Origin of the sequence: Algoriphagus namhaensis (genome assembly GCF_042649705.1) — a bacterium.
Classification (GTDB): Bacteria; Bacteroidota; Bacteroidia; order Cytophagales; family Cyclobacteriaceae; genus Algoriphagus; species Algoriphagus namhaensis.
Genome location: NZ_JBHRZS010000007.1, coordinates 1323943 through 1349451, shown reverse-complemented (window position 1 = coordinate 1349451; position 25509 = coordinate 1323943). Strand labels below are relative to the sequence as shown.

Annotated in this window: 26 protein-coding genes; 8 read left to right on the top strand and 18 right to left on the bottom strand. The window is 42.0% G+C overall.

From position 1 onward, the window contains the following. Positions 1–99: 99 nt before the first annotated feature. The 3 genes from msrB to ACFOSV_RS14215 form a co-directional block, all read right to left on the bottom strand. Complete coding sequence (gene msrB / locus ACFOSV_RS14225; protein ID WP_377906688.1) at positions 100–546, bottom strand: peptide-methionine (R)-S-oxide reductase MsrB; 447 nt, start codon at positions 544–546, stop codon at positions 100–102. Between the two features lie 8 nt (positions 547–554). Then, on the bottom strand, positions 555–830 hold the full coding sequence (locus ACFOSV_RS14220; protein ID WP_377906687.1) for a hypothetical protein: 276 nt from the start codon (positions 828–830) through the stop codon (positions 555–557). A gap of 126 nt (positions 831–956) precedes the next feature. Beyond that, the gene (locus ACFOSV_RS14215) at positions 957–1460 is read right to left on the bottom strand and encodes a peptide-methionine (S)-S-oxide reductase (protein ID WP_377906686.1); all 504 of its coding nucleotides are present in this window, start codon (positions 1458–1460) and stop codon (positions 957–959) included. A 104-nt stretch (positions 1461–1564) separates the two neighbouring features. Here ACFOSV_RS14215 and ACFOSV_RS14210 point away from each other — a divergent pair, with 104 nt between their 5' ends. Next, positions 1565–1933, top strand: a complete 369-nt coding sequence (locus ACFOSV_RS14210) for a hypothetical protein (protein WP_377906685.1) — start codon at positions 1565–1567, stop codon at positions 1931–1933. Positions 1934–1949: 16 nt separating this feature from the next. Here ACFOSV_RS14210 and ACFOSV_RS14205 read toward each other — a convergent pair whose 3' ends face one another. Then, positions 1950–2663 carry a GIN domain-containing protein gene (locus ACFOSV_RS14205; RefSeq protein WP_377906684.1) on the bottom strand — a complete coding sequence of 238 codons (714 nt, stop codon included), beginning with the start codon at positions 2661–2663 and terminating at the stop codon, positions 1950–1952. Positions 2664–2867: 204 nt separating this feature from the next. Here ACFOSV_RS14205 and ACFOSV_RS14200 point away from each other — a divergent pair, with 204 nt between their 5' ends. Genes ACFOSV_RS14200 through ACFOSV_RS14180 form a run of 5 tightly spaced genes read left to right on the top strand, consistent with a single transcriptional unit; the run spans position 2868 to position 8178 of the window. Next, positions 2868–4319 (top strand): sodium:solute symporter family protein, encoded by a 1452-nt coding sequence (locus tag ACFOSV_RS14200; RefSeq protein WP_377906683.1) that lies wholly within the window; start codon positions 2868–2870, stop codon positions 4317–4319. 4 nt (positions 4320–4323) lie between these two features. Next, entirely contained in the window at positions 4324–4755 is a 432-nt protein-coding gene (locus ACFOSV_RS14195) for a GNAT family N-acetyltransferase (protein WP_377906682.1), read from the top strand. Positions 4756–4807: 52 nt separating this feature from the next. Further along, entirely contained in the window at positions 4808–5944 is a 1137-nt protein-coding gene (locus tag ACFOSV_RS14190; protein ID WP_377906681.1) for an amidohydrolase, read from the top strand. Further along, on the top strand, positions 5941–7095 hold the full coding sequence (gene alr, locus ACFOSV_RS14185) for an alanine racemase (RefSeq protein WP_377906680.1): 1155 nt from the start codon (positions 5941–5943) through the stop codon (positions 7093–7095). Before ACFOSV_RS14190 ends, alr begins: the two co-directional genes overlap by 4 nt. A gap of 12 nt (positions 7096–7107) precedes the next feature. Beyond that, on the top strand, positions 7108–8178 hold the full coding sequence (locus ACFOSV_RS14180; protein WP_377906679.1) for an alanine racemase: 1071 nt from the start codon (positions 7108–7110) through the stop codon (positions 8176–8178). A 45-nt stretch (positions 8179–8223) separates the two neighbouring features. Here ACFOSV_RS14180 and ACFOSV_RS14175 read toward each other — a convergent pair whose 3' ends face one another. The 8 genes from ACFOSV_RS14175 to ACFOSV_RS14140 all read right to left on the bottom strand — a co-directional run bounded on the left by ACFOSV_RS14175 (position 8224) and on the right by ACFOSV_RS14140 (position 17900). Then, positions 8224–9156: a UDP-glucuronic acid decarboxylase family protein gene (locus tag ACFOSV_RS14175; protein ID WP_377906678.1), complete on the bottom strand. Its 933-nt coding sequence runs from the start codon at positions 9154–9156 to the stop codon at positions 8224–8226. Between the two features lie 173 nt (positions 9157–9329). Then, positions 9330–11111: an acyl-CoA dehydrogenase gene (locus ACFOSV_RS14170; RefSeq protein WP_377906676.1), complete on the bottom strand. Its 1782-nt coding sequence runs from the start codon at positions 11109–11111 to the stop codon at positions 9330–9332. A 5-nt stretch (positions 11112–11116) separates the two neighbouring features. Next, positions 11117–11680 carry a sugar O-acetyltransferase gene (locus ACFOSV_RS14165; protein WP_377906675.1) on the bottom strand — a complete coding sequence of 188 codons (564 nt, stop codon included), beginning with the start codon at positions 11678–11680 and terminating at the stop codon, positions 11117–11119. Continuing rightward, the gene (gene uxuA / locus ACFOSV_RS14160; protein WP_377906674.1) at positions 11680–12852 is read right to left on the bottom strand and encodes a mannonate dehydratase; all 1173 of its coding nucleotides are present in this window, start codon (positions 12850–12852) and stop codon (positions 11680–11682) included. Before uxuA ends, ACFOSV_RS14165 begins: the two co-directional genes overlap by 1 nt. Positions 12853–12879: 27 nt before the next feature. Then, positions 12880–13698, bottom strand: coding sequence for an SDR family oxidoreductase (locus ACFOSV_RS14155; RefSeq protein WP_377906673.1), 819 nt, complete (start codon positions 13696–13698; stop codon positions 12880–12882). After that, entirely contained in the window at positions 13695–15122 is a 1428-nt protein-coding gene (uxaC, locus tag ACFOSV_RS14150; RefSeq protein ID WP_377906672.1) for a glucuronate isomerase, read from the bottom strand. The genes ACFOSV_RS14155 and uxaC overlap by 4 nt, the downstream gene beginning before the upstream one ends. Positions 15123–15150: 28 nt before the next feature. Continuing rightward, a complete protein-coding gene (locus ACFOSV_RS14145) occupies positions 15151–16500 on the bottom strand; it encodes a Gfo/Idh/MocA family protein (RefSeq protein ID WP_377906671.1) in 1350 nt (449 codons plus the stop codon). Between the two features lie 8 nt (positions 16501–16508). Beyond that, complete coding sequence (locus ACFOSV_RS14140) at positions 16509–17900, bottom strand: 3-keto-disaccharide hydrolase (protein WP_377906670.1); 1392 nt, start codon at positions 17898–17900, stop codon at positions 16509–16511. A 163-nt stretch (positions 17901–18063) separates the two neighbouring features. Between ACFOSV_RS14140 and ACFOSV_RS14135 the strand changes: the two genes are divergently transcribed. Next, the gene (locus tag ACFOSV_RS14135) at positions 18064–19230 is read left to right on the top strand and encodes a THUMP domain-containing class I SAM-dependent RNA methyltransferase (RefSeq protein ID WP_377907313.1); all 1167 of its coding nucleotides are present in this window, start codon (positions 18064–18066) and stop codon (positions 19228–19230) included. A 49-nt stretch (positions 19231–19279) separates the two neighbouring features. On the opposite strand, the gene ACFOSV_RS14130 is transcribed toward ACFOSV_RS14135, so the two are convergent. From ACFOSV_RS14130 to ACFOSV_RS14115, 4 genes are all read right to left on the bottom strand, one after another. After that, entirely contained in the window at positions 19280–20791 is a 1512-nt protein-coding gene (locus ACFOSV_RS14130) for a DUF4301 family protein (protein ID WP_377906669.1), read from the bottom strand. 115 nt (positions 20792–20906) lie between these two features. Continuing rightward, positions 20907–21773: a 5-oxoprolinase subunit C family protein gene (locus tag ACFOSV_RS14125; protein WP_377906668.1), complete on the bottom strand. Its 867-nt coding sequence runs from the start codon at positions 21771–21773 to the stop codon at positions 20907–20909. Beyond that, on the bottom strand, positions 21770–22456 hold the full coding sequence (gene pxpB / locus ACFOSV_RS14120; RefSeq protein ID WP_377906667.1) for a 5-oxoprolinase subunit PxpB: 687 nt from the start codon (positions 22454–22456) through the stop codon (positions 21770–21772). The genes ACFOSV_RS14125 and pxpB overlap by 4 nt, the downstream gene beginning before the upstream one ends. Further along, entirely contained in the window at positions 22453–23163 is a 711-nt protein-coding gene (locus ACFOSV_RS14115) for a LamB/YcsF family protein (protein ID WP_377906666.1), read from the bottom strand. Before ACFOSV_RS14115 ends, pxpB begins: the two co-directional genes overlap by 4 nt. Positions 23164–23238: 75 nt before the next feature. Here ACFOSV_RS14115 and ACFOSV_RS14110 point away from each other — a divergent pair, with 75 nt between their 5' ends. Continuing rightward, positions 23239–23364, top strand: a complete 126-nt coding sequence (locus ACFOSV_RS14110) for a 30S ribosomal protein THX (RefSeq protein ID WP_377906665.1) — start codon at positions 23239–23241, stop codon at positions 23362–23364. A gap of 141 nt (positions 23365–23505) precedes the next feature. Here ACFOSV_RS14110 and ACFOSV_RS14105 read toward each other — a convergent pair whose 3' ends face one another. Then, positions 23506–24015, bottom strand: coding sequence for a YdeI/OmpD-associated family protein (locus tag ACFOSV_RS14105; protein WP_377906664.1), 510 nt, complete (start codon positions 24013–24015; stop codon positions 23506–23508). Between the two features lies 1 nt (position 24016). After that, on the bottom strand, positions 24017–25474 hold the full coding sequence (locus ACFOSV_RS14100; RefSeq protein ID WP_377906663.1) for a hypothetical protein: 1458 nt from the start codon (positions 25472–25474) through the stop codon (positions 24017–24019). Positions 25475–25509: the final 35 nt, after the last annotated feature.

Below are 25509 nucleotides of genomic sequence, written 5' to 3'. Positions count from 1 at the left end.
ATACAAGTGATGATCTAGGAAGATAAATCAAATCACCTGATTATCAAAAAATTAAAACTCATAAAAAAGCCAAGAAATTTTTCTGGGCTTGATTTATTTTTATTCAGAAACCTTTTCAAGGGAGAGCGCATTTACGCAGTAGCGCAATCCACTTGGTGCAGGACCGTCTGGAAAAATATGTCCAAGATGTGCGTCACAGATATTGCAAAGTGCCTCGACACGGATCATTCCAAAGCTCGTGTCCTTATGATATGCGACCCGGTCTAACTCGAGCGGCTGAGTAAATGAGGGCCAACCCGTCCCACTCTCGAATTTTTCATTGGCATCAAACAGAGGAGTTTTACAGCATTTACATGCATAGATTCCCGGCTCAAAAAGGCTACACATATCGGAGCTATGCGCGCGCTCGGTTCCTTTTTGACGTGTGACGTGGTATTCTTCTGGAGTTAGAAGCTCCTTCCATTCAGCATCTGTCTTTTCCACTTTTCTGGGTGGGGTGGGATTTCCGTGATTGGTGTATTTGATTATTTCGTTCCAGTTGAGCATAAGTACTATTATTCAGTTGGGGAATATTTGGTATGACAATAATTACAAAGTAAACCACCGTCAGTGCTTACAAGTTTAATTCCAGTGAGATTTCTTTCCACATAGCCTTCAATCCAGCCTTTCTTCTGGTCCACATTTTTAGTGGTAATTTCTTCATTCTTTATGGCATTATAAAAGGCGCCTTGATACTTCTGCCTTCCCCAACAATTTGGGCAGAATCCTTCGGGAGTATCGGAAATAGGTGTGGAGCCAAAGAGGTTTTTGAATGTTTCAAAGATGTTCATTTGCTCCTGATTTACGGCGGAATGAATGCCGATTGATTGACTTTTTTAGAATTGCTTTTCAAACTTCCGAAAATGCATAGAGCTGGGAGTAGGTAATAATTCCTATACTGTTGTCAATTTTACTTATTAAAGCACATTTGCTCGAAATTCTTTGCGAAGCAAAGCAAGCTTTGGTGAAATGTAGGTCTGGCAGAATGGAGCGTCGGGTTGTTTTTGATAATAATTCAAAAAAGACTCTTCGTTTAATTTAAAGTCGATCAAGGGAAGGCACTGAGTGATTAAGGGCTGATCAAATTCCAACTGTAGCTTAGAGAGTATATTGAGGATTTCCTGCTTTTGGGCTTCTGAGGTGAAATACACTGCAGATCGATATTTGCCTCGCATGGAATGATCCGACGTGCTGGCATGCGTCATCAAATGAATTTTCATGAGAATCTCCAGCGAAATCACTTCTGGATCAAAATAAAGGGTGATTGCTTCTGATGGATTTTGATTTGCCTCATTAGAACAGATCCAGCCTTGGCTAACTGCAAATACACCCTTTAATTCTTGAAAAACCGCCTCCGTACACCAGTGGCAACCTCCACCTAGACCGATTTTTGGTTTGTCTTGAGTTTTTAATTCATTCATTTTTAGGGAAATAAAAAGAATTTACTCAAATTATGTATTTTCTAATCCTAGTTAATTCAGTCAAGAATTAATGGGTGATTATGCAATAATCAATAACTCACAAAATGAAGAACACCTGCTTTCTGATCTTGTTTTTCTGTCTGATTTTTTCGGCCTGCAAAGAGGAGGAACAGCCTCGTTTAATCTGTGGAGTGACTGATCCCGTGGCAAGCCTAGATTGGCTTAGTCTCTTTACAAATGAAATTGATGAAAGCTATTACGGGGTATATTACTATATTTCACATACTCAGCTTGATGGTCAAGATGTTTTTGTTGTGCAAGACTGTTGTCCTAATTGCTTTAATATTCCAGTGGTCTATGCTTGTGACGGAGAAAGTTTAGGTTTCCTTTCTGCTGACGCTGGTATTAATCCTGCAATTTTGGACGAATCCACTATTATTTGGAAAGGCACTGGATTCTCTTGCAATCTTTAGGAGTGAGTTTAAAAGCCTATTTTTCAGTCACTTTGCCAATCCCATTGACTTCCTTCTTTAGAATGGTTGGATTACCAGAGTAACTCACCGAGCCTATTCCATTCACCGAGATTGAAAGCTCGTTTTCGCAGTGCACATCGATTCTTCCAATTCCCGATGAAGTTAAATCCAGATTTTGTACGATCAACTGACCTGCATCGATCTGACCCACGCCATCATTTCTTAAAATCATCGAATCTGCAGAGCCAGACAGCTTCACATTTCCCATCATGTCAAATCGTGCATCTATACTTTTGGCATCCATGCCAAGTTGGATATTTCCAATCCCGCTTCCTCTGATTTTAATGGCATCGATTGTAAAATCTTCATCCATTACAAAGTTCCCTACACCGTCAAATTCCAATTCGGTCAAGTCTGTAAGGGTTAGAGTGATTCTAGGTGTTTTTACATTGAGAAAAAGCCCCGATTCAGCCTCATAGGTGATTTCGAGGCGATTGCCGGAAGTATTGATCTTGACTCCGTCGATGGCATCTTGCTCGCCTTTGATTTCCATGGCAGGAGCATCTCCTTGCTGTAGTCTCAGGTCAATGATCCCATTAATCGAGAGGGCAGTGATATTTCCAATATCGACTTCTTCTGTAATAAAATTGTCCGAGGAGCGGTCTGAGCGGTTAATACAGCCAGTCATTAGGACTACTGCAAAAAGCAGTAATGTCATTTGATTTTTCATAGTGTGGATTAGATTAGTGTTGGGATATTCAAGATACACAAAAGCCTAGAAATGAAAACAAGACAGACGAAAAGCCTTTATTGATCTCATAAGTTACTTATTAGTTTGTCCGGACGATAAAACGAGCTCAACCACTCAAAAACCTCTCAAAATTAAAAATTTGACACATTTTAAAGTAGCGTCAATTTTTAATTCCATCATATTATGCCCACCTTTGTTGGCGTTTTGATCCACCCAATAGATCTATCCATATTTATTTTTTACCTCATAGCCATGCTTGGGGTCGGTTTTTACTTCATGGGTAAAAATCAAAATGTCGACGACTACTATGTCGGAGGAAGGGGGATGAGTAGTCTTCACATTGGCCTGAGTGTAGTGGCAACAGATGTGGGAGGTGGATTCTCCATTGGCTTAGGTGGCTTAGGTTTTGCTATCGGATTAGCAGGGAGTTGGATGTTATTTACCGGTTTGGTGGGAGCATGGTTAAGTGCTGTGATTTTGATCCCAAGGGTGTTCAAGCTGCTCAATCAACATAAACTTTTCACTTTTCCTGAGATTTTTCTGCACCTCTTTGACAAGCGAGTTGCTTTACTTGCCGGGATAATATCAGCCGTTGGATACATTGGTTTTACTAGCGCACAGATTCTCGCTGGAGCAAAGTTGGCTATAGCGACCTTTCCTAGTTTGGATTTAAATCAAGCTCTTCTTTTAATGGGAGTTACTGCAGTGGTTTACACGGTTTTTGGTGGGTTAAAAGCAGTGATCTATACCGATACGGTCCAGTGGCTTTTACTGATGGGAGGTTTGGTATTTATAGGAATTCCCCTTGGGTACAGTGCCGTAGGAGGTTGGGATGGTATTGTCAATACATTAGATCCATCCTTCATGGACATTTGGAATGTGGAGTGGCAGCAATTGCTAAATTGGGCAGTGACCATTATCCCTATATGGTTTATTGGTATGACACTTTACCAGCGAATCTATGCTAGTCGGGATGAAAAAACTGCTAAAAAAGCCTGGTTTATCGCAGGTCTTTTTGAATGGCCAATTATGGCTTTTATGGGAGTTTTGCTAGGGCTTTTTGCGCGTGTCGCTGTGCAGCAAGGGCTTTTTGAGAGCTTAGGCTACCTGAGCGCTTCAGATATGGATGCGGAAATGGGACTTCCAGTTCTACTTCGAACTGTTTTGCCGGTAGGGCTTATGGGTTTGATGATGTCGGCTTATTTTTCTGCGATAATGAGTACTGCGGATAGTTGCCTGATGGCGGCCAGCGGAAATATTGTGACGGACATTATGTCTAATATTTTCAAAATTCCAGAGAAAAAGCTTCTGCGCTATTCGCAGCTTGCGACGCTTCTAATCGGAACCTTTGCCTTATTGTTAGCAACTTTAATGACCAACGTCCTGGAGCTCATGCTGCTTTCTTATTCATTTATGGTCTCGGGCTTGTTTGTGCCCCTGATTGCTGGGTTATTTTTCAAGAAAAAGAATCCTAATGCCGCCTTAGCTTCTATGCTGGTTGGAGGTAGCGTTACCATTGTATTGGAAATATTAAAGAAGGAGTCCATTCTTCAAATGCCTTTTGACGTGGACCCTAATATTTTTGGTATTTTAATGTCATTACTTACATATCTGATTATTTCAAATAGAAAATAGAATTATGCTGATCACAAGAATAGAAGGAAAAGACGGGCCAGACCAGGTATTTACAAAGGATAGAATTGCTGATTTCTTGTTTGAAAATCTGGATCAATACGGAGATGCCCGAGAAGATATTATGAAATGCCTTACCTATGTTTTTGAAAAAGGAGGAAGTATCACGGTGGCTCACGAAGAAAATGATATCAAGGGAGTTGTGGTGGTGAATGATACCGGTATGGGAGGGTTTATTCCAGAGAATATTTTGGTTTATATCGCGGTACACCCGAGTACCCGAGGGCAAGGAGTAGGTAGGAAGTTGATAGAGGATGTTCAGTCCAAGTGTACAGGAGATATAGCTTTACATGTGGAGCCAGATAATCCAGCCAAAAAGTTATACGAGCGTTTGGGCTTTACCAACAAGTACCTAGAGATGCGGTTTAAGAATTCGTAGTCCCATTTCATACAAGTAAACTTTCGTCTCGAACCATACTCTTCCCTTTAAAATGATTGATTCTGAATTAATTGAAATCAGACGATTTTTGCATTCGAATCCTGAGCTTTCTGGTCGGGAGTTTGAAACGCAACGGTTTCTGAAAAATGAGCTTGAATCGATTGATTGTCATGATATTAAGAGTGTTGGTGATACTGGGCTAGCGGTTTTTTTTAAATCTAAAAACCCTGGTAAACGGATTCTTATCCGTGCGGATATTGATGCCTTGCCGATCACTGAGATCAATACTTTTGATCATAAGTCTAATATGCCCGGCATTTCTCATAAGTGCGGACACGATGGACATGCGACCATTTTACTAGGATTGGCCAGGAAGCTTTCACAAAGTCCCATTTCAAGCGGAGAGGTCTGTTTGCTTTTTCAGCCAGCTGAAGAGACAGGGCAAGGGGCAAGTCAGGTTTTGCATGATCCAAATTTTGATTTTAAACCAGATTTTGCTTTTGCATTGCATAATCTTCCGGGATTTCCGCTTCATCAGGTGATCTGCCGTCCGTCCAGCTTTACCGCAGCGGTAAAAAGTGTGATTTTCAAATTCAGTGGTAAGACCTCACATGCAGCAGAACCTGAGAATGGAATAAATCCCGGTTTGGCAGTTGCCGAGGTCATTCAAGCTGTGGAAAAAATTTCCCAAAAAGACATCTCAAGAAAAGATTTTGCTTTAGCCTCTTTGATTCATGTTCACCTTGGTGAAAAAGCATATGGGGTATCTGCAGGATACGCTGAGGTACATTTTACTTTGCGATCTTGGAGCAACGAGGTGATGGAAAATTTTGATCAAAATTTATTGACTGAGGTTCAATCCATAACTAAGAACCATAAACTTGACTTAGAGCATGAGTATTTGGAAGAGTTTCACGCCAATACAAATGACCCTAAAGCTTTTGCTTTGGTAAAGGAAGCTGCAGCAGGACAAGAATTGGACTTTAAGGAAATTGAAAATCCCTTCCGTTTTGGTGAAGACTTTGGTCTTTTTACCGAGAAATTCCCTGGTGCCATGTTTGGAATAGGAGGGGGAGAAAATTGTCCTGCATTGCATAATCCGGATTATGATTTTCCCGATGAATTGATTGAAACAGGAATCAGAATGTTTGATCAACTAGTTAAATTAGTTTTAGATAAAAGTCAATGAGGGGAACGAGCTATATAGAATTAAGCCGCAGTGCTGCAGAAAACAACTTCGCCTATCTCAGAGAATTAGTCGGTGCAAACACCACTATTTCACATGTAGTGAAGGGAAATGCCTATGGTCACGGAATCAGCACCTATCTGCCTTTGGCGCTAGAATTGGGAGCAAAACATTTCTCCACTTTTGATGCTCAGGAGGCATTTTTGGTTCATCGGGCCATAGAGGGTCAGGGAAACATTATGGTGATGGGAATGGTGGAAGATGAGGAATTGGAGTGGGCTATTGAGCATGGAATAGAATTTTTCGTGTTTGACCAGCAGAGACTAGAAAATGCTATTCGGATTGCCAAAAAGCTGAAAGTGAAAGCCCTGATACATGTCGAGTTGGAGACGGGGATGAATCGGACGGGTTTTGGAAAGGATGAGTTTGATCAAGTGATTCGATTGATTCAAGCAAATCCAGATGCCCTTTTGGTCAAAGGGTTTTGTACACATTACGCGGGCGCAGAGAGTTTCGCGAATTTTTTCAGAGTGAAAACCCAGTACCAGCGCTTCAAAAAATCTGTAAAGCTTTTCAATAAGAGCGGTATAGAATCTGAAATCTTGCATGCCGCCTGCAGTGCTGGAGCAGTTCGTTTTCCTAAGTCTAGATTTGATCTCGTAAGGATTGGGATTATGCAATATGGCTTTTGGCCCTCTACGGAGACCTATATTGAAAAAATAAAGCCCAAGGGTATGGATAACGAGGATCCACTGCGACGGGTGATCAGTTGGAAGAGCCGAGTGATGAATGTGAAAACGGTGAAACAAGGAGAGTACGTCGGCTATGGAATGAGCTACCTCGCTGCCTCTGAGATCAAGGTAGCCACCGTACCAGTGGGATACGGTCATGGCTTTAGTCGCTCACTTAGTAATACGGGAAGAGCACTAGTCAGAGGCAACCGTGTTTCCGTAATCGGAACGGTCAACATGAATTTGATGTTGCTTGATGTGACACCCTTGGATAATGTGGAAAAAGGGGATGAAGTAGTGCTGATAGGCAATCAGGGCGATTTGAGTATTTCGGTGTCCTCCTTTGGAGATTTTAGCGATCAGCTCAATTATGAGTTATTGACTCGGCTTCCCAGAGATATCCCTAGATCGGTAATTGATTAACAAAAGACTATTATGGCTTACATAACACTGGATAGGAAAAAATTAAAAACGAATTACGATTACCTAGATGCGTTGTTTAAGGACAATGGAATCGAGTGGGCGATTGTAACCAAAATGCTTTGCGGATATGAGCCTTACTTGAAAGAGGTCCTCGATTTGGGCATTAAGGAAGTTTGCGATGCCCGAATCAGTAATCTGAAGAAAATTAAGCAGATCGCTCCTGAAGTTCAGACCGTTTACATCAAGCCTCCGGCAAAGCGCGCGATAGAGGATATCGTGAAGTATGCTGATGTGAGCTTTAATAGTGAGTTCAGCACCATCAAGCTCCTGTCTGAAGAAGCAGAGCGACAAGGAAAGATGCATAAGGTGATAATTATGATCGAGTTGGGAGATTTGAGAGAAGGAGTAATGGGTGAAAGCCTGATGGATTTTTATGGATCCGTATTTGATCTGCCAAATATCACAGTGACAGGAATTGGATCTAATTTAAACTGCCTTCACGGGGTAATGCCAAGTCACGATAAATTCATCCAGCTCTCACTCTATGAGCAGCTGATTGAGGCCAAATTCAATCGTAAAATACCTTGGGTTACGGGTGGCACTTCAGTGGTTATTCCATTATTGAAGATTCACCAGCTGCCAAAGGGCATTAATCACTTCAGAGTGGGAGAGACCCTCTATTTTGGTACTGATCTAGTGAATCAGAATATTTTTGAAGGCATGGAGCCCGATGTGTTGCGCTTATACGCGGAAATCATTGAAATCACGAAAAAGCCTACCGTGCCCATTGGCTCTTTGGAAGCAAATCCAAGTGGTGATAAATTTGAGATTGATGAAAGTGATTATGGAAAAACTTCACTCCGTGCTATTCTTGATCTTGGCTTGTTGGATATTAATGCGGACTATTTGATTCCTGAAGATAAGGACTTTGAGTTCGTAGGCGCGAGTAGTGACATGCTTGTGATCGATCTAGGTGAAAACAAACAGGGTTACAAAGTTGGAGATTTGATCCCTTTTGATCTCAAATACATGGGTGCGCTGACCTTACTCAACTCTGCATATATTGAAAAACGAGTGATCTAAAAAAACTCAGTAATCAAAAAAGCCACCCTTGGGTGGCTTTTTTGGTTATATCACAGTTTCGAAATAGGCAATGGTTTTTTCCAGACCCTCTCTGAGATTAACCTTGGGCTCCCAGTCTAACTCCTTTTTAGCCAGGTCGATTACCGGTTTTCTTTGAAGAGGATCGTCTTCTGGCAGTGGCATATGGATCAATTTACTTTTGCTTCCAGTCAGTTCGATAATAAGACTGGCGAGCTCCAGCATGGTGAATTCTCCAGGATTACCAATATTCACAGGGCCCGTAAATCCATCTCTACTATTCATCAACCGATACATGCCTTCGATATTATCGTCCACATAGCAGAAAGAGCGCGTTTGCTCTCCATTACCATAGATGGTGATATCTTGATTTTTGAGTGCTTGAACAATAAAATTACTCACCACACGTCCGTCATTTGGGTGCATTCTAGGTCCATAGGTATTGAAAATACGCATGACCTTAATGGCTACATTATGTTGTCTGTGGTAATCAAAAAATAGAGTTTCTGCACATCGCTTTCCCTCATCGTAGCAGGCTCTTGGCCCCAAGGTATTGACATTCCCTCGGTAAGATTCCGGCTGCGGGTGGACTTCAGGATCACCGTATATTTCCGAAGTACTTGCTTGTAAAATTTTAATTTTCAATCGCTTAGCTAGCCCAAGCATATTCATAGCCCCAATCACAGATGTCTTTGTAGTCTGTACTGGGTCAAATTGGTAATGAATTGGCGAAGCCGGACATGCAAGGTTATAGATTTCATCTACTTCCACAAAAAGGGGATGAGTGACATCATGTCTGAGCAGCTCAAAATTCTTATTGTCCAGAAGGTGATGGATATTTCTTCTATTTCCTGTGAAGAAGTTATCTACACAAAGGACTTCATTTCCTTCTTTCAATAATCTATCACAAAGGTGGCTCCCTAAAAATCCTCCACCACCACTTACTAAAACTCGTTTCATTAAAATTGATCTATGTGAATACTTTTGATGCTCAAAAATAGGTAAATGTTTTACTTCTCAGGTATCTCCTTTCGATAATTGAAAGATTGCAACAGATGAAATGCAGAATAAGCTCGATAATTGAATTCTACGTCTTAACTTAACTCAAATTCGATTATTTACTTTTTTAAAAGTCAGAACTGTTCTGCCGTCATCTTGATAGTGGGAAATTCATTTGATGACAAACGCGTGACCAGACTCTGAATTTTCACGATTTCATACTCCATAAAGTATTGCGCAGTGTTGAGTTTGCCTTTATAAAAATCAGATTTTCCTTCACTTTCAGTTTTACTTTGGGCAGTAATAGCTTGTCTAATCCACATCCAGCCTACGGTCAAATGACCGCATAATTCCAAGAAAAGTGTTGCATCAGCCAGAAAGACTTCTGGTCCTTGTTTCATTTTGGCAATTTGCTTTATCAGGCATTCATTTGATACCTTGAGGTGCATTTGGAATGTTGAAATCATTTCCGAAAGGGATTCTATGGATTTTGCCCTTTGGAGATCTTTTTGAATTTCTCCCATGAGTGTTTTCCACCCTAAACCATCATTAATCACCACTTTTCTTCCCAAAAGGTCTATTCCATGAATTCCTGTTGTTCCTTCATGAATAGGGTGAATTCGCGCTTCTCGATAATATTGTTCCACTGGAAAATCGGTGGTATAGCCAGCACCACCAAGCACCTGAACAGCGGCGGAGGTTGTCTGCAACCCCATTTCTGAAGGGTAGCTTTTTGCAATGGGAGTCAGTAAATCGAGCAGGCTTTCCAGCCCTTTTTTCTTATCTAAATCCTGCTCCTGACTGATTTGATCTGAGAGCCAGCTACAGTAGAGAAGAAGAGCCAGAGCTCCCTCAGTGATGCTTTTTTGGAAAAGAAGCATCCGTTTTACGTCTGCATGTTCAATGATGGGAACTTGAGGCTTTCTTAAATCCTTCTCATTGATTTTCCGTCCTTGAGGTCTTTCTTTGGCATAGGCCAAAGAAGCCTGATAAGCTGCCGTCGCGATGGCCACGGCATTCATGCCTACTCCAAGTCTGGCTTCATTCATCATCTGAAACATGTACTTCAAGCCTTGATTAGCTTCGCCAACCAGATAGCCCATGCAGTTGTCATTCGATCCCAACATCAAGTGAGCGATAGGAGCACCCTTGTAGCCCATTTTGTGATAAAGACCTTCCGTCAGGACATCATTTGATTCTCCTGTTTCTGGATTTTTTTGGGGCACGATGAATAAGGAAATTCCTTTTGTACCAGCTGGTGCACCCTCTATTCTAGCTAGAAGTAGATTGATAATATTGTCGCAGGCGTCATGATCTCCACAGGATATATAGATCTTTTGACCTTTGATTTTATAGATTTCCGGATCTTCTGTTGGGGTGGCTGAGGTAGTGAGGTCAGAAAGTGAACTACCTGCATCTGGCTCCGTCAAGGCCATGGTGCCTTGCCAATCTCCTGCATACATTTTTGGAGTAAATCGCGCAGTTTGTTCTAAGGTACCAAAAGTACGAATGAGGTTTGCCGCTCCCGTAGTCAAAAATGGGAATACGCTAGCAGAGTAATTTGCAGCTTGCAAAATATATCCTGCCGCCAAATGTACGGTCCATGGCAATTGCTGTCCTCCTTCATCATATGGGAAAGTGGCATTAATCCAGCCATCCTCTCCAAATTGCTTTACTATGGCCTTCATCCCCGGATGAATTTTAATTTTCCCATTTTCTAAAACAGGCTCCTTTCGGTCCATTTCGGTCAGTAATGGGCGCAAGCTCCGTATTGCAATTTCTTTGGCTGCATCGAGGACCATTTTGAAGGTGTCGGATGAATGATCAGCGAAAAAGGGATATTGCGTCAACTGTTGAAGATCCAGGTTTTCGAAGAGTTGAAATTCTAGATCTCTGTGCGAATAGAATTGGGACATTGGTTTTAGCTTTCTTGCTTAATTTTTTTAATAATTCTGGCTGGATTTCCTCCTACGACCACATCTGAAGGAACATCTTTGGTGACTATTGCTCCAGCGGCAATCACCGCACGATCTTCGATCTTTACTCCGGGACAAATTACTGCAGAACCTCCAATCCACACGTCATTTCCTATAGTTATTTCTTTTCCGTATTCCCACATTTCTCCCCGAGGCTTAGCCTCCAAAGGATGCGTGGCTGGGTAAAATTGTACATTGGGAGCAACGAAGACTCGGTCGCCTAGTTTGACCTTGCAAACATCCAAGATTACACAATTGAAATTAAAAAATACATCGTCACCGACTTCAATATTGTAGCCATAGTCGCAGTAAAATGGTGGCTCGACCCAAAAATTATTGCCGACTTTACCAAAGATTTCTTTGTGCAACCTTCTTCTTAAGGATTCATCAGTAGGATCCGAATCATTTAGTTTTTTGATTAATTGTCTCACTTTCAAACGTTCTGCCGTTAAAACTGGATCTCCGGCCTGATAAAGCTGACCAGCAAGCATCTTTTCTTTTTCCGTCATTACTCTTTGATGTGAATGAGAGCTGCTTCCACTCCTCGGATTTCAGCCAACCCTTTCAGACGGCCAATGGCTGAATAACCTGGGTTGGTCACTTTATTTAGATCGTCTAACATTTGGTGCCCATGGTCTGGTCGCATGGGAATGGATTTGTTTCGTTTTTGTTGAACGTCCAAAATTTCAGAAATCACCTCAACCATGGGCACATTTCCTTCGAGATGATTGTCTTCAAAGAAGTTTCCCTGTTCATCTCGCTTCGTACTGCGCAAATGAATGAAATTAATATGGTCTCCAAATTCTCGAACCATCGCTGGAAGATCATTATCAGGACGCACACCAAAGCTTCCCGTACAAAAGCATATACCATTGCTCGGGCTAGGATTATCACGAAGAATGCGTCTTACGTCATCGGCTGTGCTCATTACTCTAGGTAAGCCATAAAGAGAAAAAGGAGGATCATCCGGATGAATGGTGAGGCAAACGCCATTTTCCTCTGCCACGGGTACCACGGCATCCAAGAACAAGCGCAAGTGCTCTTCTAGTCCTTTTCGGTCTATTCCGTCGTAGGTGCGAAGCATAGAACGGAATTCATCTAAGGTGTATCCAATTTCCGATCCGGGAAGACCTTTCAAAATATTATCAATGATAAGCTGATGCTTTGCATCCGATAGCTTTTCAAAGTATTCTTTTACTTCTTCTATTTCTTCTGACGAGTATTCATCAAAGGCTGCAGGTCGCTCTAGGATGAATAAATCAAAGGCTTGAACAGCCTTTTTTTCATAAAAAAGTGCCTTAGCCCCATTAGGTAACTCTCTAGCTAAGTCCGTTCTCGTCCAATCGAGAATAGGCATAAAATTATAACAAACCGTAAAAATCCCCTCTTGGGCTAGATTTCGGATGGTCTGCTGATAATTGGCAATGTATTCCTCAAATCTACCTGAGCGGGTTTTGATCTCCTCATGTACGGGGACTGATTCCACGACGGACCAAGTGAGTCCAGCTTCTTCAATTGCTTTTTTCCGAAGTTGAATTTCCTCAATTGTCCATACAGATCCATTAGGTATGTGGTGCAAAGCGGTCACTATTCCTGTTGCTCCGGCTTGTCTTATGTCTCGAAGGCTTACTGGGTCATTTGGCCCATACCAACGCATGGTTTGCTCCATTTTTGGGTTCATATCTCTCGATTTTATAAGTCAATTTACTCAAACTCCCGAATAGGCGCTAAATCCTCCATCCACTTCCACAATGGTACCAGTCACAAATTTTGATGCATCGCTGCAAAGCCAATGAATGGCCCCCAAAAGGTCTTCAGGGTTGCCAAATCTATTCATGGGTGTATGAGCAATGATTTGCTGGCCTCTTTCGGTGAGTGAGCCATCTTTTTCCGTCAAGAGATTTCTGTTTTGCTCGGTGAGGAAAAAGCCAGGGGCTAAAGCATTCACTCGAAAATCAGGACCATGCTTTTTGGCAAATTCTACAGCTAGGAATTTGGTGAGATTGTCAATTCCAGCTTTGGCTGAGGCATAGCCCATCACTCGAGTCATCGGCCTAGATGCTGCCATGGAACTGATATTGATAATATTTCCATGGCCTTGACGAAGGAAGATGGGGAGAAGGGCTTTGATAGGAAGTACTGTTCCCATATAGTTGAGATCAATGACTTTTCTTAATGCCTCTGTATCCAGATCAAGTAAATTTTGTGCAGGTGTGATTACGGCTCCTGGTTGATTACCTCCGGCAGCATTGATAAGGATATCCACTCGACCTTCATTGATTTCTATTTGACTTCCAAGGAGATTCACTTGGGTTTCCTCCGTCACATCGCAGGAATAGGTAGAGGCTTTTCCTCCCTCATCTTTTATGATTTCATATAAGTTGTCAAGCTTTTGTGGCGTGCGTCCGATTAGAATGACTTTTGCGCCAGCTCTAGCCAAATGTCGACACATCTCTGAGCCTAAAACTCCTGTGGCACCCGAAAAGGCAATTGTTTTACCAGCTAGTGAAAATAAAGAGTATGTCATGCGAATTTGATATTCTTGGGGTCGAAGTCAAAGTAATTTTTTGCATTGTAATAGCAGATGTCGGACACCATCTGACCTAGCCATTTCTCATCCCAAGGAAGTAAGCCGTCAGCTACGTCTTTACCAATCAAGTTGCAGAGAATCCTTCGGAAGTATTCGTGCCTTGGAAAGGACAAAAAGCTCCTTGAATCGGTAAGCATTCCTACAAAACAACTTAGGAGGCCCATGTTCGAGAGCACATTCATTTGATTTTCCATGCTATCTTTTTGATCCAAATACCACCATCCAGATCCATACTGAATTTTACCTTTTACCGAGCCATCGTTGAAATTTCCCGTCATGGTGGCAAAAACTTCGTTGTCACGCGGATTAAGATTGTAGAGGATAGTTTTGCTAAGCTGATCTGTGGAGTCCAATTCATTTAAAAATTTTGACAAGCCTAGAGCCTGATCAAAATCACCAATGGAATCAAACCCTGTGTCAGGACCGAGGTTTCTAAATGCTCTTGAATTCGTGTTCCTCAAAGCCCCGAGATGAAACTGCTGTACCCAGCCTTTTTTATGATACATTTTGCAAAGCTCCACTAAAATATGATAGCGGAAGTAATCGCTTTCATCTGGAGTTAATTTCTGCTCATTTTGGATTTTTCTGAAAAGTTTTTCAGGATCGTGGCTGCCTTTGGCAAACCAAACTAACCGTTCTAATCCATGATCTGAAAGTCTGCAACCGTGCTCATGAAAAAAGTCAATCCTTGAACTGAGCGCTTCCATTAATGTATCAAATGAATGGATTGCGACCCCTGCGGCTTCACCTAATCGCTCTAAATAGGGCAAATAATTTTCAGGTTCTTCGGTTGCATAGGCTTTATCTGGTCTAAAAGCCGGATACATTCCCACTGCTTTTCCTTGCTTGCTAAAAGCTAAATGATTACTCAGATTGTCAACTGGATCATCCGTGGTGCAGACTGTTTCCACTTTCATTCGAGAAAGTAATCCTACTGTCGTAAACTCAGGCATAGCCAACATGGTATTACAGTGTTGGTAGATCTCCTTCGCATTAGCTTCTGTAAGTAATGCTTGTATTCCAAAATAGTTCTTAAGCTCTAGGTGCGTCCAGTGGAATAGTGGGTTGCGCATCGTGTAGGGGACCGTTTTTCCCCATTTTGTAAACTTTTGCTCATCTGAAGCACTTCCCGTAATGTACTCTTCGGAAATACCCAGGGTGCGCATCGCTCTCCATTTGTAATGATCTCCTGCAAGCCAAATATGGGTTAGATTGTCAAAGGATTTGTTCGAACAAATATCCGCGGGAGGAAGATGATTGTGATAATCTATAATGGGTAAATGAGCTGCATACTCGTCGTATAACTTCCTTGCAAAATCAGATTGAAGTAGGAAATTCGGGCTAAGAATAGGATTAGTCATGTGCAGAATTTTGAATTGGACTTCCTAATCAAACCTTAGGCGGCTCCCAACCTTTCTCATAGGTCCTGCTCCAAAGGGCCATTGCCTTTTTGGAATTCGTGATATGACCATTTTTAGGATCGCAAACCAGAGATTCACCAGTTCGGTAAGAAATATTGGCTAGATGACAGAGTAGGGTAGAGACTGCACCTTCTTCGATATTTGAGTTTTGTTTTTCTATACCACGAACAGCATTGAAGAAATTGACCACATGGGTGGTACTCATATCACCACCGCCGCCAAGCTGGGTACCTGCTTCATTGGAAGCGCTCTGGCTGTCTTTGATAAGCTTACCAGCTCGATCAAAATGCTTATATCCACTCCGGTTTACGAAAACGGTTCCGTCGGTACCATAAATAATGGTGCCCCGATCTGATCCGTAAGTATTGTAGCTATTCCTGCTTTTCCCATCCCATTCAATGACCGAACCATTTTCAAATCTGAATTGGGCTTCCATTGTGTCATACATTTCCCAGCCGTCATCTTTAAAATGTCTCTTAGCGGCTTCTACTTCCACCATGCTAGGATAATCCACTTGAAGCGCCCATCTGGCTACGTCTAGTTCGTGAGTGGCATTATTTCCAGTTTCAGCTGTACCATAATCCCATCCATACCAATGCCAGTTGTAATTCCAGGTATCGTCAGTATATGCTCTCCGTGGAGCTGGACCTTGAAAAATCTCCCAATCCAGTCCATCTGGTGGGGCAGTTTGAGTTTGATTAGGCACAGGGCCTCGACCATTGCTATAAAATGCAGTAGCCTTGTATGCTTCTCCTATCTCTCCTGCGTGAATTGCTGCTATGATTTCGCGGCTTTCAGGAGCAGAGCGCTGTTGATTTCCCATTTGAACAACCTTATTATACTTTTTCTGGAGTGCTATCAATAATTCCCCTTCACGAGGATTGTGGGAGCAAGGCTTCTCTACATAGACATGCTTACCTCTTTCTAAGGCTAGCCAAGTACCGGGAGCATGCCAATGATCTGGAGTAGCATTGATGAGGACATCAACATCTGGATCCTCAAGGACCTTCATGATATTCTGCTCTAGCTGTGGTTCGTAGTCAATGTAGTTTTCGAAATTCTTAGCCGCTTTTGGCATTTGGGATTGCATGGCATCACAGAGGTAAAGCAGGTTTACATTACTGGATTTGAGTCCAATTGGCTCATAAAAAGCTCCGAGTCTTCGACCCAAACCTGCAATAGCAACATTCAGACGATCATTGGCACCAATGATATTTCCATAGGATTTTGCGGAAAAAGCCATTGAACCTAAGGCTGAAAAACCAAGGCTGGCTGCTGCTGATTTTTTGATAAAGTCTCTGCGTGGATTGTTCTTCATTTTGGGTCTTAGTTTAATGTTTTGATTTTTATGTTTTTGAAACTCACCTCATCTCCATGATCTTGGAGTAAAATGTGTCCCTCGGGAGCCTCTCCAAAGTTCTCCCAGATTTTATACTTACTGATTGCTACTAGATCTCTATATTCTTGAGAGCCTCGGACATATTCCACGACTTTAACACCGTTGAGATAATGTTCTACTCGATTGTCTGGGTAGACCACTACACGGCCCTTGTTCCATTCCCCAGGAGGTTTTACAAACCTAGGCTGCTTGTCCGCTTTAATTAGATCATAAAGTGATGCTAGGGTTCTGTTTCCATCACGTCCCATTTTGGCGTCTGGATGGCGCTCATCGTCTAAAACTTGGAATTCAAGTCCGATCGCCGAACCTTCGTTTCCTTCTGAAAGGGTGACAAAATACTTTACTCCACTATTCGCCCCTTCAGTCAATTTAAAATCAAAAGCAAGGTCAAAAGCACTAAAGAGCTCTTCTGTCACAATATCGCCAGCATTGGTGGACTCAGCTCCATCGGAAGCTGCAATAGTCAAAACACCATCTGTCACAGACCAGCCAAAATCAGGAAAAGTTTCTTTGTATGCGCCTATCCAGCCTTCAGAATCTTGGCCATTGAAGAGCAATCTCCAGCCTTTGGTTACTTCGTAATCTGTTAGGTCATTCAAGCGATTATTCACCACGAAGATGTCCTTTGAAAAAGGCATAGGATCTAGATTTTCGGTTTTGATTCGGATATTCCTGAAGGATGTTTCCCGGCCGGCATCCTCGGGATTTCCTATACTATGAACCTGAAGACCGATAAAACCTTGACTATCCATGTCGTCGACCACGTAAGCTACTTCCACACCATTAAGCCATGTTTTGATTTCATCTCCAATGGCTTCTATGCGGTACTTATTAAATTCACCCATTTTGAATGCGGACTTGGCGACTGGGTTTAAATCTAAGGGATAGAGCCAGCCTCTTCGGGCTTCATCATAAATGCCGGCCGACCAAGCACGCTCACTTGGGTCTGCTTCGATCTGATAGCCGAAGACTAGACCATTGCCATCTCTGGCTGCCGGATCAAATTGTCCTCGGGCCATAATTCCTGAGTTGCTAGACAAATGCTCTATTTTCAACTCCAACTCGAGGATAAAATCTCCATACTCCTTTTCAGTGATCAAAAAAGTATTAGGGGAATCAGCAACGGCTTTTCCTACGATCACACCGTCCACAACTTCAAAGGTGGCCTGCCCGGCAACAGCCTTCCAGCCATCTAAATTTTCGCCATTAAATAGCTCTACCCAACCTTCGTCCGAAGATTCTTTTTGGTCAGGCGGAGAGCAATAAACAAGGGTGAGCGTGATAAGAGTAATGAGAAATAAACGAAGGGTGCTTTTCATACAATAAACTTTGATTTGATTTAAATCTCCATAAAAAATCATGGATCTTCAACTTGGCTGAACTTTAAGATACGCAATCGATTTCGACTTTTTCAAAAAAATCCCACAATGGCAGGTCCGGTTGGAGGAGCGGAAAGTTTGCGGGATGTTCTTACTTTTGCGCATGCTCGATTTCAATCAGAAAGCCAAAGTTTTCATTACCTGCAAGGACCGATCGGTCCAATACCTTGAAAAAGAGGTTCGTGAACTGGGTTTTATCCCGGATCGTGTCATCCGAACCGGTCTCGAAATCCAGGCAAGCATGGAAGAATGCATGGATTTAAACCTTCATCTTCGCACGGCTTCTCACGTGTTGTATGAGATAAAATCATTTTATCTGCAAAATGCTTCAGACATCTATCGGAAAATCAAAGCGATTGCTTGGGAGGAATATTTGGATGTGGATGGATACTTTTCCGTCAATTCGGTAGTAGATAATGAAAGCGTGACCACCCCTTTGATCGTAAATGTAAAGGTCAAAGATGCAATTGTGGATCGATTTCGTGATCTAAAAGGAAGACGCCCCGACTCCGGATCTGATTTTTCTGGCTTGGTTTTTCAACTGTATTGGAAAGAAACCCAAGCGACCATTTACCTCAATACTTCCGGAGAAACCTTGGGCAAGCATGGCTACAGAAAGATCCCAGGAAAGGCGCCAATGATGGAAGCTCTCGCTGCGGCGACTATCTATGCCACGGAATGGAATACCCGTGTACCTTTTATCAATCCTATGTGTGGGTCAGGCACTTTGGCTATCGAGGCAGCACTGATGGCAACAAATCGCTATCCTGGCTTATACCGCGATCACTATGCTTTTCAGCATATTTTAGGATATGAAGATTCGGCCTTTCAGGCCAAAAAAACTAAACTAGAAAATAAAATCCGGGAGATACCTGAATTGGTGATTGTGGCCTCCGATATTTCGCTTCAAGCGATTTCTTTTGCCAAAGAAAATGCAATCACCGCTGGAGTGGATCATATGATCGATTTTCAGGTTTGTGACTTTGCCGAAACAGAGATTCCTGAAAAGCCAAGAGGGGTCATTATGTTTAATCCTGAATATGGAGATCGATTGGGCCTAGACGATGAACTTCAAGAGACTTACAAGCGCATGGGGGACTTCCTTAAGCAAAAGTGTGCAGGCTATAGAGGCTATATTTTTACAGGCAATATGGCTCTCGCCAAAAAAGTTGGACTCAAAGCAAGTCGACGAATCGAGTTTTGGAATGGAACGATCGACTGTCGTCTTCTTCGCTATGATATGTATGAAGGGAAAAAGGTAGAAAGCTAAAATCAGAAATCTGAAGATTTCAAATTTCTGATTTTAGACTTAGTGATTTCTATTGATGCTCCTCTCGGAGCAAATCATTTACCGTTTTTACGGGATTAAAAGTAATCAACGGTACCTCTACAAATATGGTGTTCCAATCTGACATAGCACCATTCCACAAACCGGGTAGCTCCAAGGCTTTCAGATCTCGTCCATTTTTCGATTTTTCTGTGATAAAGCCCGTTTTCATATCTCGATATTGAAGTAAATCAAAGGCTTCACCTTTATAATTTCTGGTGGCACAAACCAAATCAACTGGATTAAAATGTGTAGCAGCTGAGAAATATTCTTTTGACTTTGGGTCATCCAAATTGATCTGAGCTGTTTCCAAGATTTGGAGTGACTGCGACCCATCCTCCTCAAGAACCCAAAAAGGTCCTCCTCCTGGCTCACCGGTGTTTCTCACCATGCCGCAGACCCGGATAGGTCGATCTAGTTTTGTACGCAAGAATTCTGCTTGATCTGACAGGCTTCTTGATTTGAAATCTGCTGGAAGTTTAGCCCCAAGGACTGAGGAAAAAACATCTTTTGCGCTTTGGATACTTTCCTCGGAAATACCAGAATCCAAACTGCGAAGTGCAGCAAAGACCTTAGCCTGAATCTCTAAAAGAAGTCCACCAATGGCCATTTTATATCGCTTGGTTTCAGGCTTCAGACGATCAGGCACCACATTATCGATGTTTTTGATAAAAATGAGGTCCGCCGATATGTCATTTAAATTCTCTAATAGAGCTCCATGACCTGCTGGTCGGAAAAGTATACTCCCATCTTCTTCTGTGAAAGGACTATTATCAGTATTCACAGCAATGGTATCCGTTGTCTTTTTCTGCTGAGAGTAGCTGATTTCAAATTTTAATCCATGGGCAGCTTCGAGAGGCTCTTTGATTTTGGCAATCTCAGCTTTGAATTTTTCTTCGTGCTCAGGAGATACGGTAAAATGTATTTTAACCACATTACCTATACCCACGGCATACTGGATTCCCTCAACCATATGTTCATGTGCTGGTGTTCGACGCTGATCTGGGTACGAGTGAAATCTCAAAAGACCCTTTGGAAGACTACCATACCCAAGTCCGCTTTCATCAAGCAATGCAGCCAAAATGGATTTATAATCTTTGCTGTCCAGGGCTTGATTAATTGAAGAACCCTGATCTTGAAGCACAGTATTCAAATCATCGTAAAAGGCGAATTTTTCAATATTATTCATGAATTTCTGGACAAAAGAACTCTTAGAGATGTCCCCATCACCATCCAGAAATGAAAACAAATCTTTGAACATCCGAGAGGCAGCGCCTGACGCCGGAACGAATTTAACCACTTCTATTCCTGCAGCATTGGCTGGATATTCCTCCATCAATCGCTCTAGCTCAAAGTCACTGAGCACCATGATTCCATCACTTGGGGTGGCCGGCGCCGTCAGAGTCAAAAAGGGAAATCCGTTTTTGAAATTATTGATCTGCTGTGCAACAAGTTCAGGGTTCATACCCTGCTTTTCGATTTGAGCTTTTAAAGCTGAGTCCATAAAATTCGTGGTTTAAAGAATTCTTAAGATAAGTGTCCGAATGCTTACCTTCAATTTTCAGTGGAATATTTTTTTTATTGGCATCCCTTTCCCTTGGGATTGAGAACGTTCTAGATTAAATAATTTTAAAGGAAAAAGTGCTTCCAGGCTTTTTTTGAGCCAAAATATTCCATTCAGATGTATCTAGTTGCAGCACCCTCGGATATCCTCCCGTCACCTGTGCATCTTGCATTAGACAAATTAACTTTCCGCCAGGAGTCAGCTGAACCGTACCTGGAAACACAGGGGAAGTCAGCATTTCTGAAAGCTTATTTGGAAGTAATTCCTCCAATTGTACTGCCATGGTGTTTTTCATCTGAGAAACATGAAATTTAGAAGATTGAAGGAACTGCTTTTGCGCTGAGCTTAACAAATGCCATTCCGGTCCTGGGTATACAGAGATTATTTCTGTGGTCAGATAATCGGTATCATAGGTTGCTCGGGCATAACTAGAACTTAGTCTGGCGGTCATATTGGTGAAAAAGTTTACCTCATCACCTTTATCGATATGTGCTTTGGACGTTACAGAAGCAAACATACTCCGAGAACCCATAACGATTTCGCTTTGAAAACCTCCTCGAATTCCAACGTAAAGCACTGAGCCAATCGAGAATTTACCCACATGAAGTATGTCATTTGCAGCAATTTGTTGGATACCGAAAGAGCTGCTTAATTGATTATTTATTTTGATTTCTGCCTTTGCTCCAGCGAAGCAAATGACTGTAGGCTCAGAAAATTGCACCTCAAAGCCAGGTTGATTGATTTCTAATTGCGCATCGTTTTTTTGATTTCTGAGGAGATGATTGTTCCAAATAAAAGCCTTTCGATCCGCTGGTTCGGCGCAAGGTACACCCCAAGCAGAATACCCCATTCTACCCAAATCTCTGATTTTGGAACTTGGCCCGGTTTTGAGAATTCGTATTATACCAATATCCTTGATCATATCGCTTGGGGTGGACTTGAGTTTTGGACTAGATCGTCAAACTCTTGCTCATTTACCGACTTGAAACGAATCCAATCACCCACATTCGCCCAGACTGGTTTAGGATTTTTGGGTTGGAAAAATAGGAGAGGAGTTTGTCCAATTAGGTGCCAGCCGCCCGGGCTTGAAGATGGATAAATACCAGTCTGATCTCCTCCAATTGCAATAGATCCTGCAGGTACGCTGCGAGCAGGGACTGACTTTCTTGGACTGCTCAGCTTTCGATTTAAGCCGTGCAAATACATGAATCCGGGTAAAAATCCGAAAAAGTGGATCCGGTAGGTTTGTTCAGAGTGAAGCTGAATGACTTCCTCTTCACTCATGGATTTGGACATGGCAAAAGGCCCTAAATCCTTTCCAAAATGCCCGCCATAGCATACAGGAATTTCCCAGGTGTTAAATTCTTGTGGATTGAGAACTCCGACTTTTCCTGAAAGCTCCTCCAAGCGTTCCCTTTGAACCTTGTCCTTCCACTGCACGACTATTGAGTTATATCCTGTCCTTATGTCAATGATTTCAGGATGAAGTTCATTCTTAATTAATTCGAAGAGGCTTACCCTTTTCTCCAGAAGTGTATCCGAGATTGGTTCCTCCCAAAGAATTTCTGAAAGGTGTGGACTTATATGGTTTATTTTCGGTTTCACTTCCAAAACTTAGATCGTATCAGTGATAAAAAGTCGGGTAGACCGGGGTTATCTCCATGGAAGCAAAGGGTATCTGCCTTTACTTTTATTTTTTCTCCAGATTGAAGATTGATTTCACTCTTTTCTAGAATAGTCGAAAGGTGTGCTTCAATGTCGGATACTTTGGTGAGCAAAGCGTTTTTCTCTTTCCTAGGGACAAGCGAGTAATCCGATCTATAGCTTCGATCTCCAAAAATTTCAACTCGGTGAGGAATGTGATTTAATATAGCCAGTTTCTCTGTTTGCGAGTGAGGAGGGACAAAGATGCAGGTTCGGGGATATTCCTTTGAGACAAAATCCATGAGCGCCTTTGCCAAGGATTCATTTGCTGCTGCGTCGTTGTATAAGGCGCCATGAAATTTGATGTGATCCATGCTCATTTCCAATTCATCAGCGACTTTGAGAAAGAGGTCGATTTGCTCGGTTAAACTTTTCAAAAGCTCTCCTATCTCGATTTGCATTGACTTTCTTCCAAAATTTTTTTGATCTGGATAGGAGGGATGTGCACCTACTTTCACGCCGGCTTCTTTAGCAAGCGAAAGGCTTTCTTTGATGCTGGAGTAATCCCCAAAATGCCCTCCGCAAGCGATACTGGCAGCATCGATGAAAGGATAGACATCAGCTTCATTTGGAATCCCTTCTCCTAAATCACAATTAATTTCTATCATAAATGCATTGCCATTGAATTGACATCAATTTGATGATTTTTTAAATTTAGTGTTCACCAATTCTACTAATAAGTTATGGGAAAAGGAGACATGAAAACCAAAAAAGGGAAGATTAACCGAGGAACATACGGTGCCAGTCGTCCTAGAAAAGCAAAAAACAAGCATGCAGAACCGCCGAAACCTAAGGCAAAGAAGAAGTAAAATAGCCTAAGAGAGAGGGAAAGTGGGGAGCTAGGCTTGGACAAAAAAAAGGTTGGTCAGATGCCACTTTTTTCGAAAGCTTCGCTTGCTAGAACGATTCTTAGGTTCAGATCTTTTGAATACTAGGTCACACTTCCTCTCTTAAAGATTATTATAATACTTGATCAGTTCGTTCAGTTGCTTGTAATCCAAAGCTCCCTTGCTTAATCTCAAATGATGCATAATGGCAAGGGACTTTTTCATTCGGCTTTCTGGATTTTTCACCTTGGTTACGATATAAATCAAGCTTCTTTGTTTTCCTTTGGTGAGGGAATTAAAATACTCTGCTGCCTCTTCGTCTTGGTCTAGTAAAACGGAAAATTTTTCTGGAACATCATGGCCAAATTCGCTGTGATCAATCTCCACCTTTACTGAAATTAAATCACCAGCATCTTTCTTGAGTTTGTTTCGGATTTGTTGATTGACCAGAATATAGGGATGCGTCTTGGCTTTGAATACCGCTAAGTGATATGGGCCCAAACCATCAAACCATGCGATGATACGTCCTTTATTCTCACTTTCTATTTCTACCAGAAAATGTTCCGGGAAATGCACATGATGCTGCCAGTGATTGAAATCGAACTTCTCTATTTTCGCTTCAAATTCTATCACTTTACTTTTTTCTAATGTGGATAACTGTTTCCCCTTGGGTTAAATTCAATCCCAAAACCAGCCTTGAGGCTTTAATTTGGTAGGTGTTTACAACCTTTCGCTCACCTGAAATTGGATCAAGCAATATGACCTCATACTCTCCCGGTTCGATTTCAAACTCCACAGAACTCATAGGTTTACCCGCTTCGATTACATAAGCTGCCAAACCTCCCGCTCCATCATCTAGAGTAAAACCAATTAACCCAGGTGAAGAAATCATCCGATAGGCTGCTGGCTTGACTGCTGGTAGATTTAGTGAATGGATAAATTCAGAAAGTGTGTTCATTTCCTTTCGGAAAGTAGAACTACCACCGCCAGGCGCCTCATTGATTCCGGTCCCATCTTCTTTTCCTACGAAAAAAGAATAGTCTAAATGATTAAAAAGCCCACCTCCTGACATCATAAAAGCCCATGCTTGTCTTCGATAGACCCAATCGTCGTTTCCTGCGAAGCCAGATTCATCAAAGCCGATGACACGGTTGAGATGATAATTCCAGTCGACTGATTCGGGCCAGTTGTAGTGAAAATTTACAATGGAAACATGAGGAGAAACATCAAAAAGTGGCGCTTTGAAATTGGTGAAGTTTTGGGCGATGAGGTGTTTTTTCGGAAGGTCAGCCTCCGTAGCGACAATGGTTTCGATCATTTCATTTTGCCAGTCTAGGGAAAGTTGATCTGCATATTCCACTTCCTCCATCCAATTCGGTCCATTTGTCACATATTTGTTCATTAGGTTAAGGACTTTTACCCCACGATCTGACCAGGGTTCATTTTGTATTTCGAAAAAGAAATTGTCGTAGTCATTTAGCTCTCGAACAAGCTTTTGAACATATCCCTTTTGCAAAGCCAATAGTTCACCATTTTCTTTGGTATGAGCCAGCTTTCTGTCTAAAGATTCACTTTCAGCATTAATTCGATTGGCAGGATTTTCTGGGCTGATATCCCAATGTTCGTCTCGATAAATGGAAGAGAAAAAGGTGATTTCGACGATTATATCCTGCTTTTGAGCTAAGGTCATAAAGTCTTTAAGGCGCTGAAAATATGCGGGATTGTAGATGCTCCAATCGTATTTAATTCTTCCATTTTCATTGACAGTTTTCCATGGGGTTAATACTTTACCGGGCTCGGGGGCCAAGGTGTTATTTTTGATTCCGAAACTGGTTCCGGGTATTTCAAAATAGCTTCCCATGAAAATTCGGGTATAATTCATTCCGTCTTCATGGAGCGTATTCAGGTATTTAGCAAAGTCAAAATCAGCATTTAACAAAGCGCCATAATGCTCGGCTGAAGTAATTAGAGCCAATGGTTTGCCCTCGTACTTGAAATAATGAGGGTTTTCCGGAAGTAGTTTAATTGGGTTCTGACCAAATCCGAAAAAAGGAAAGAGGAGGCAAATGCAGATTAGTTTGAGGAATTTCATAGCCAGGAGAGTTTCGAATTTTAAGATAAAAAATT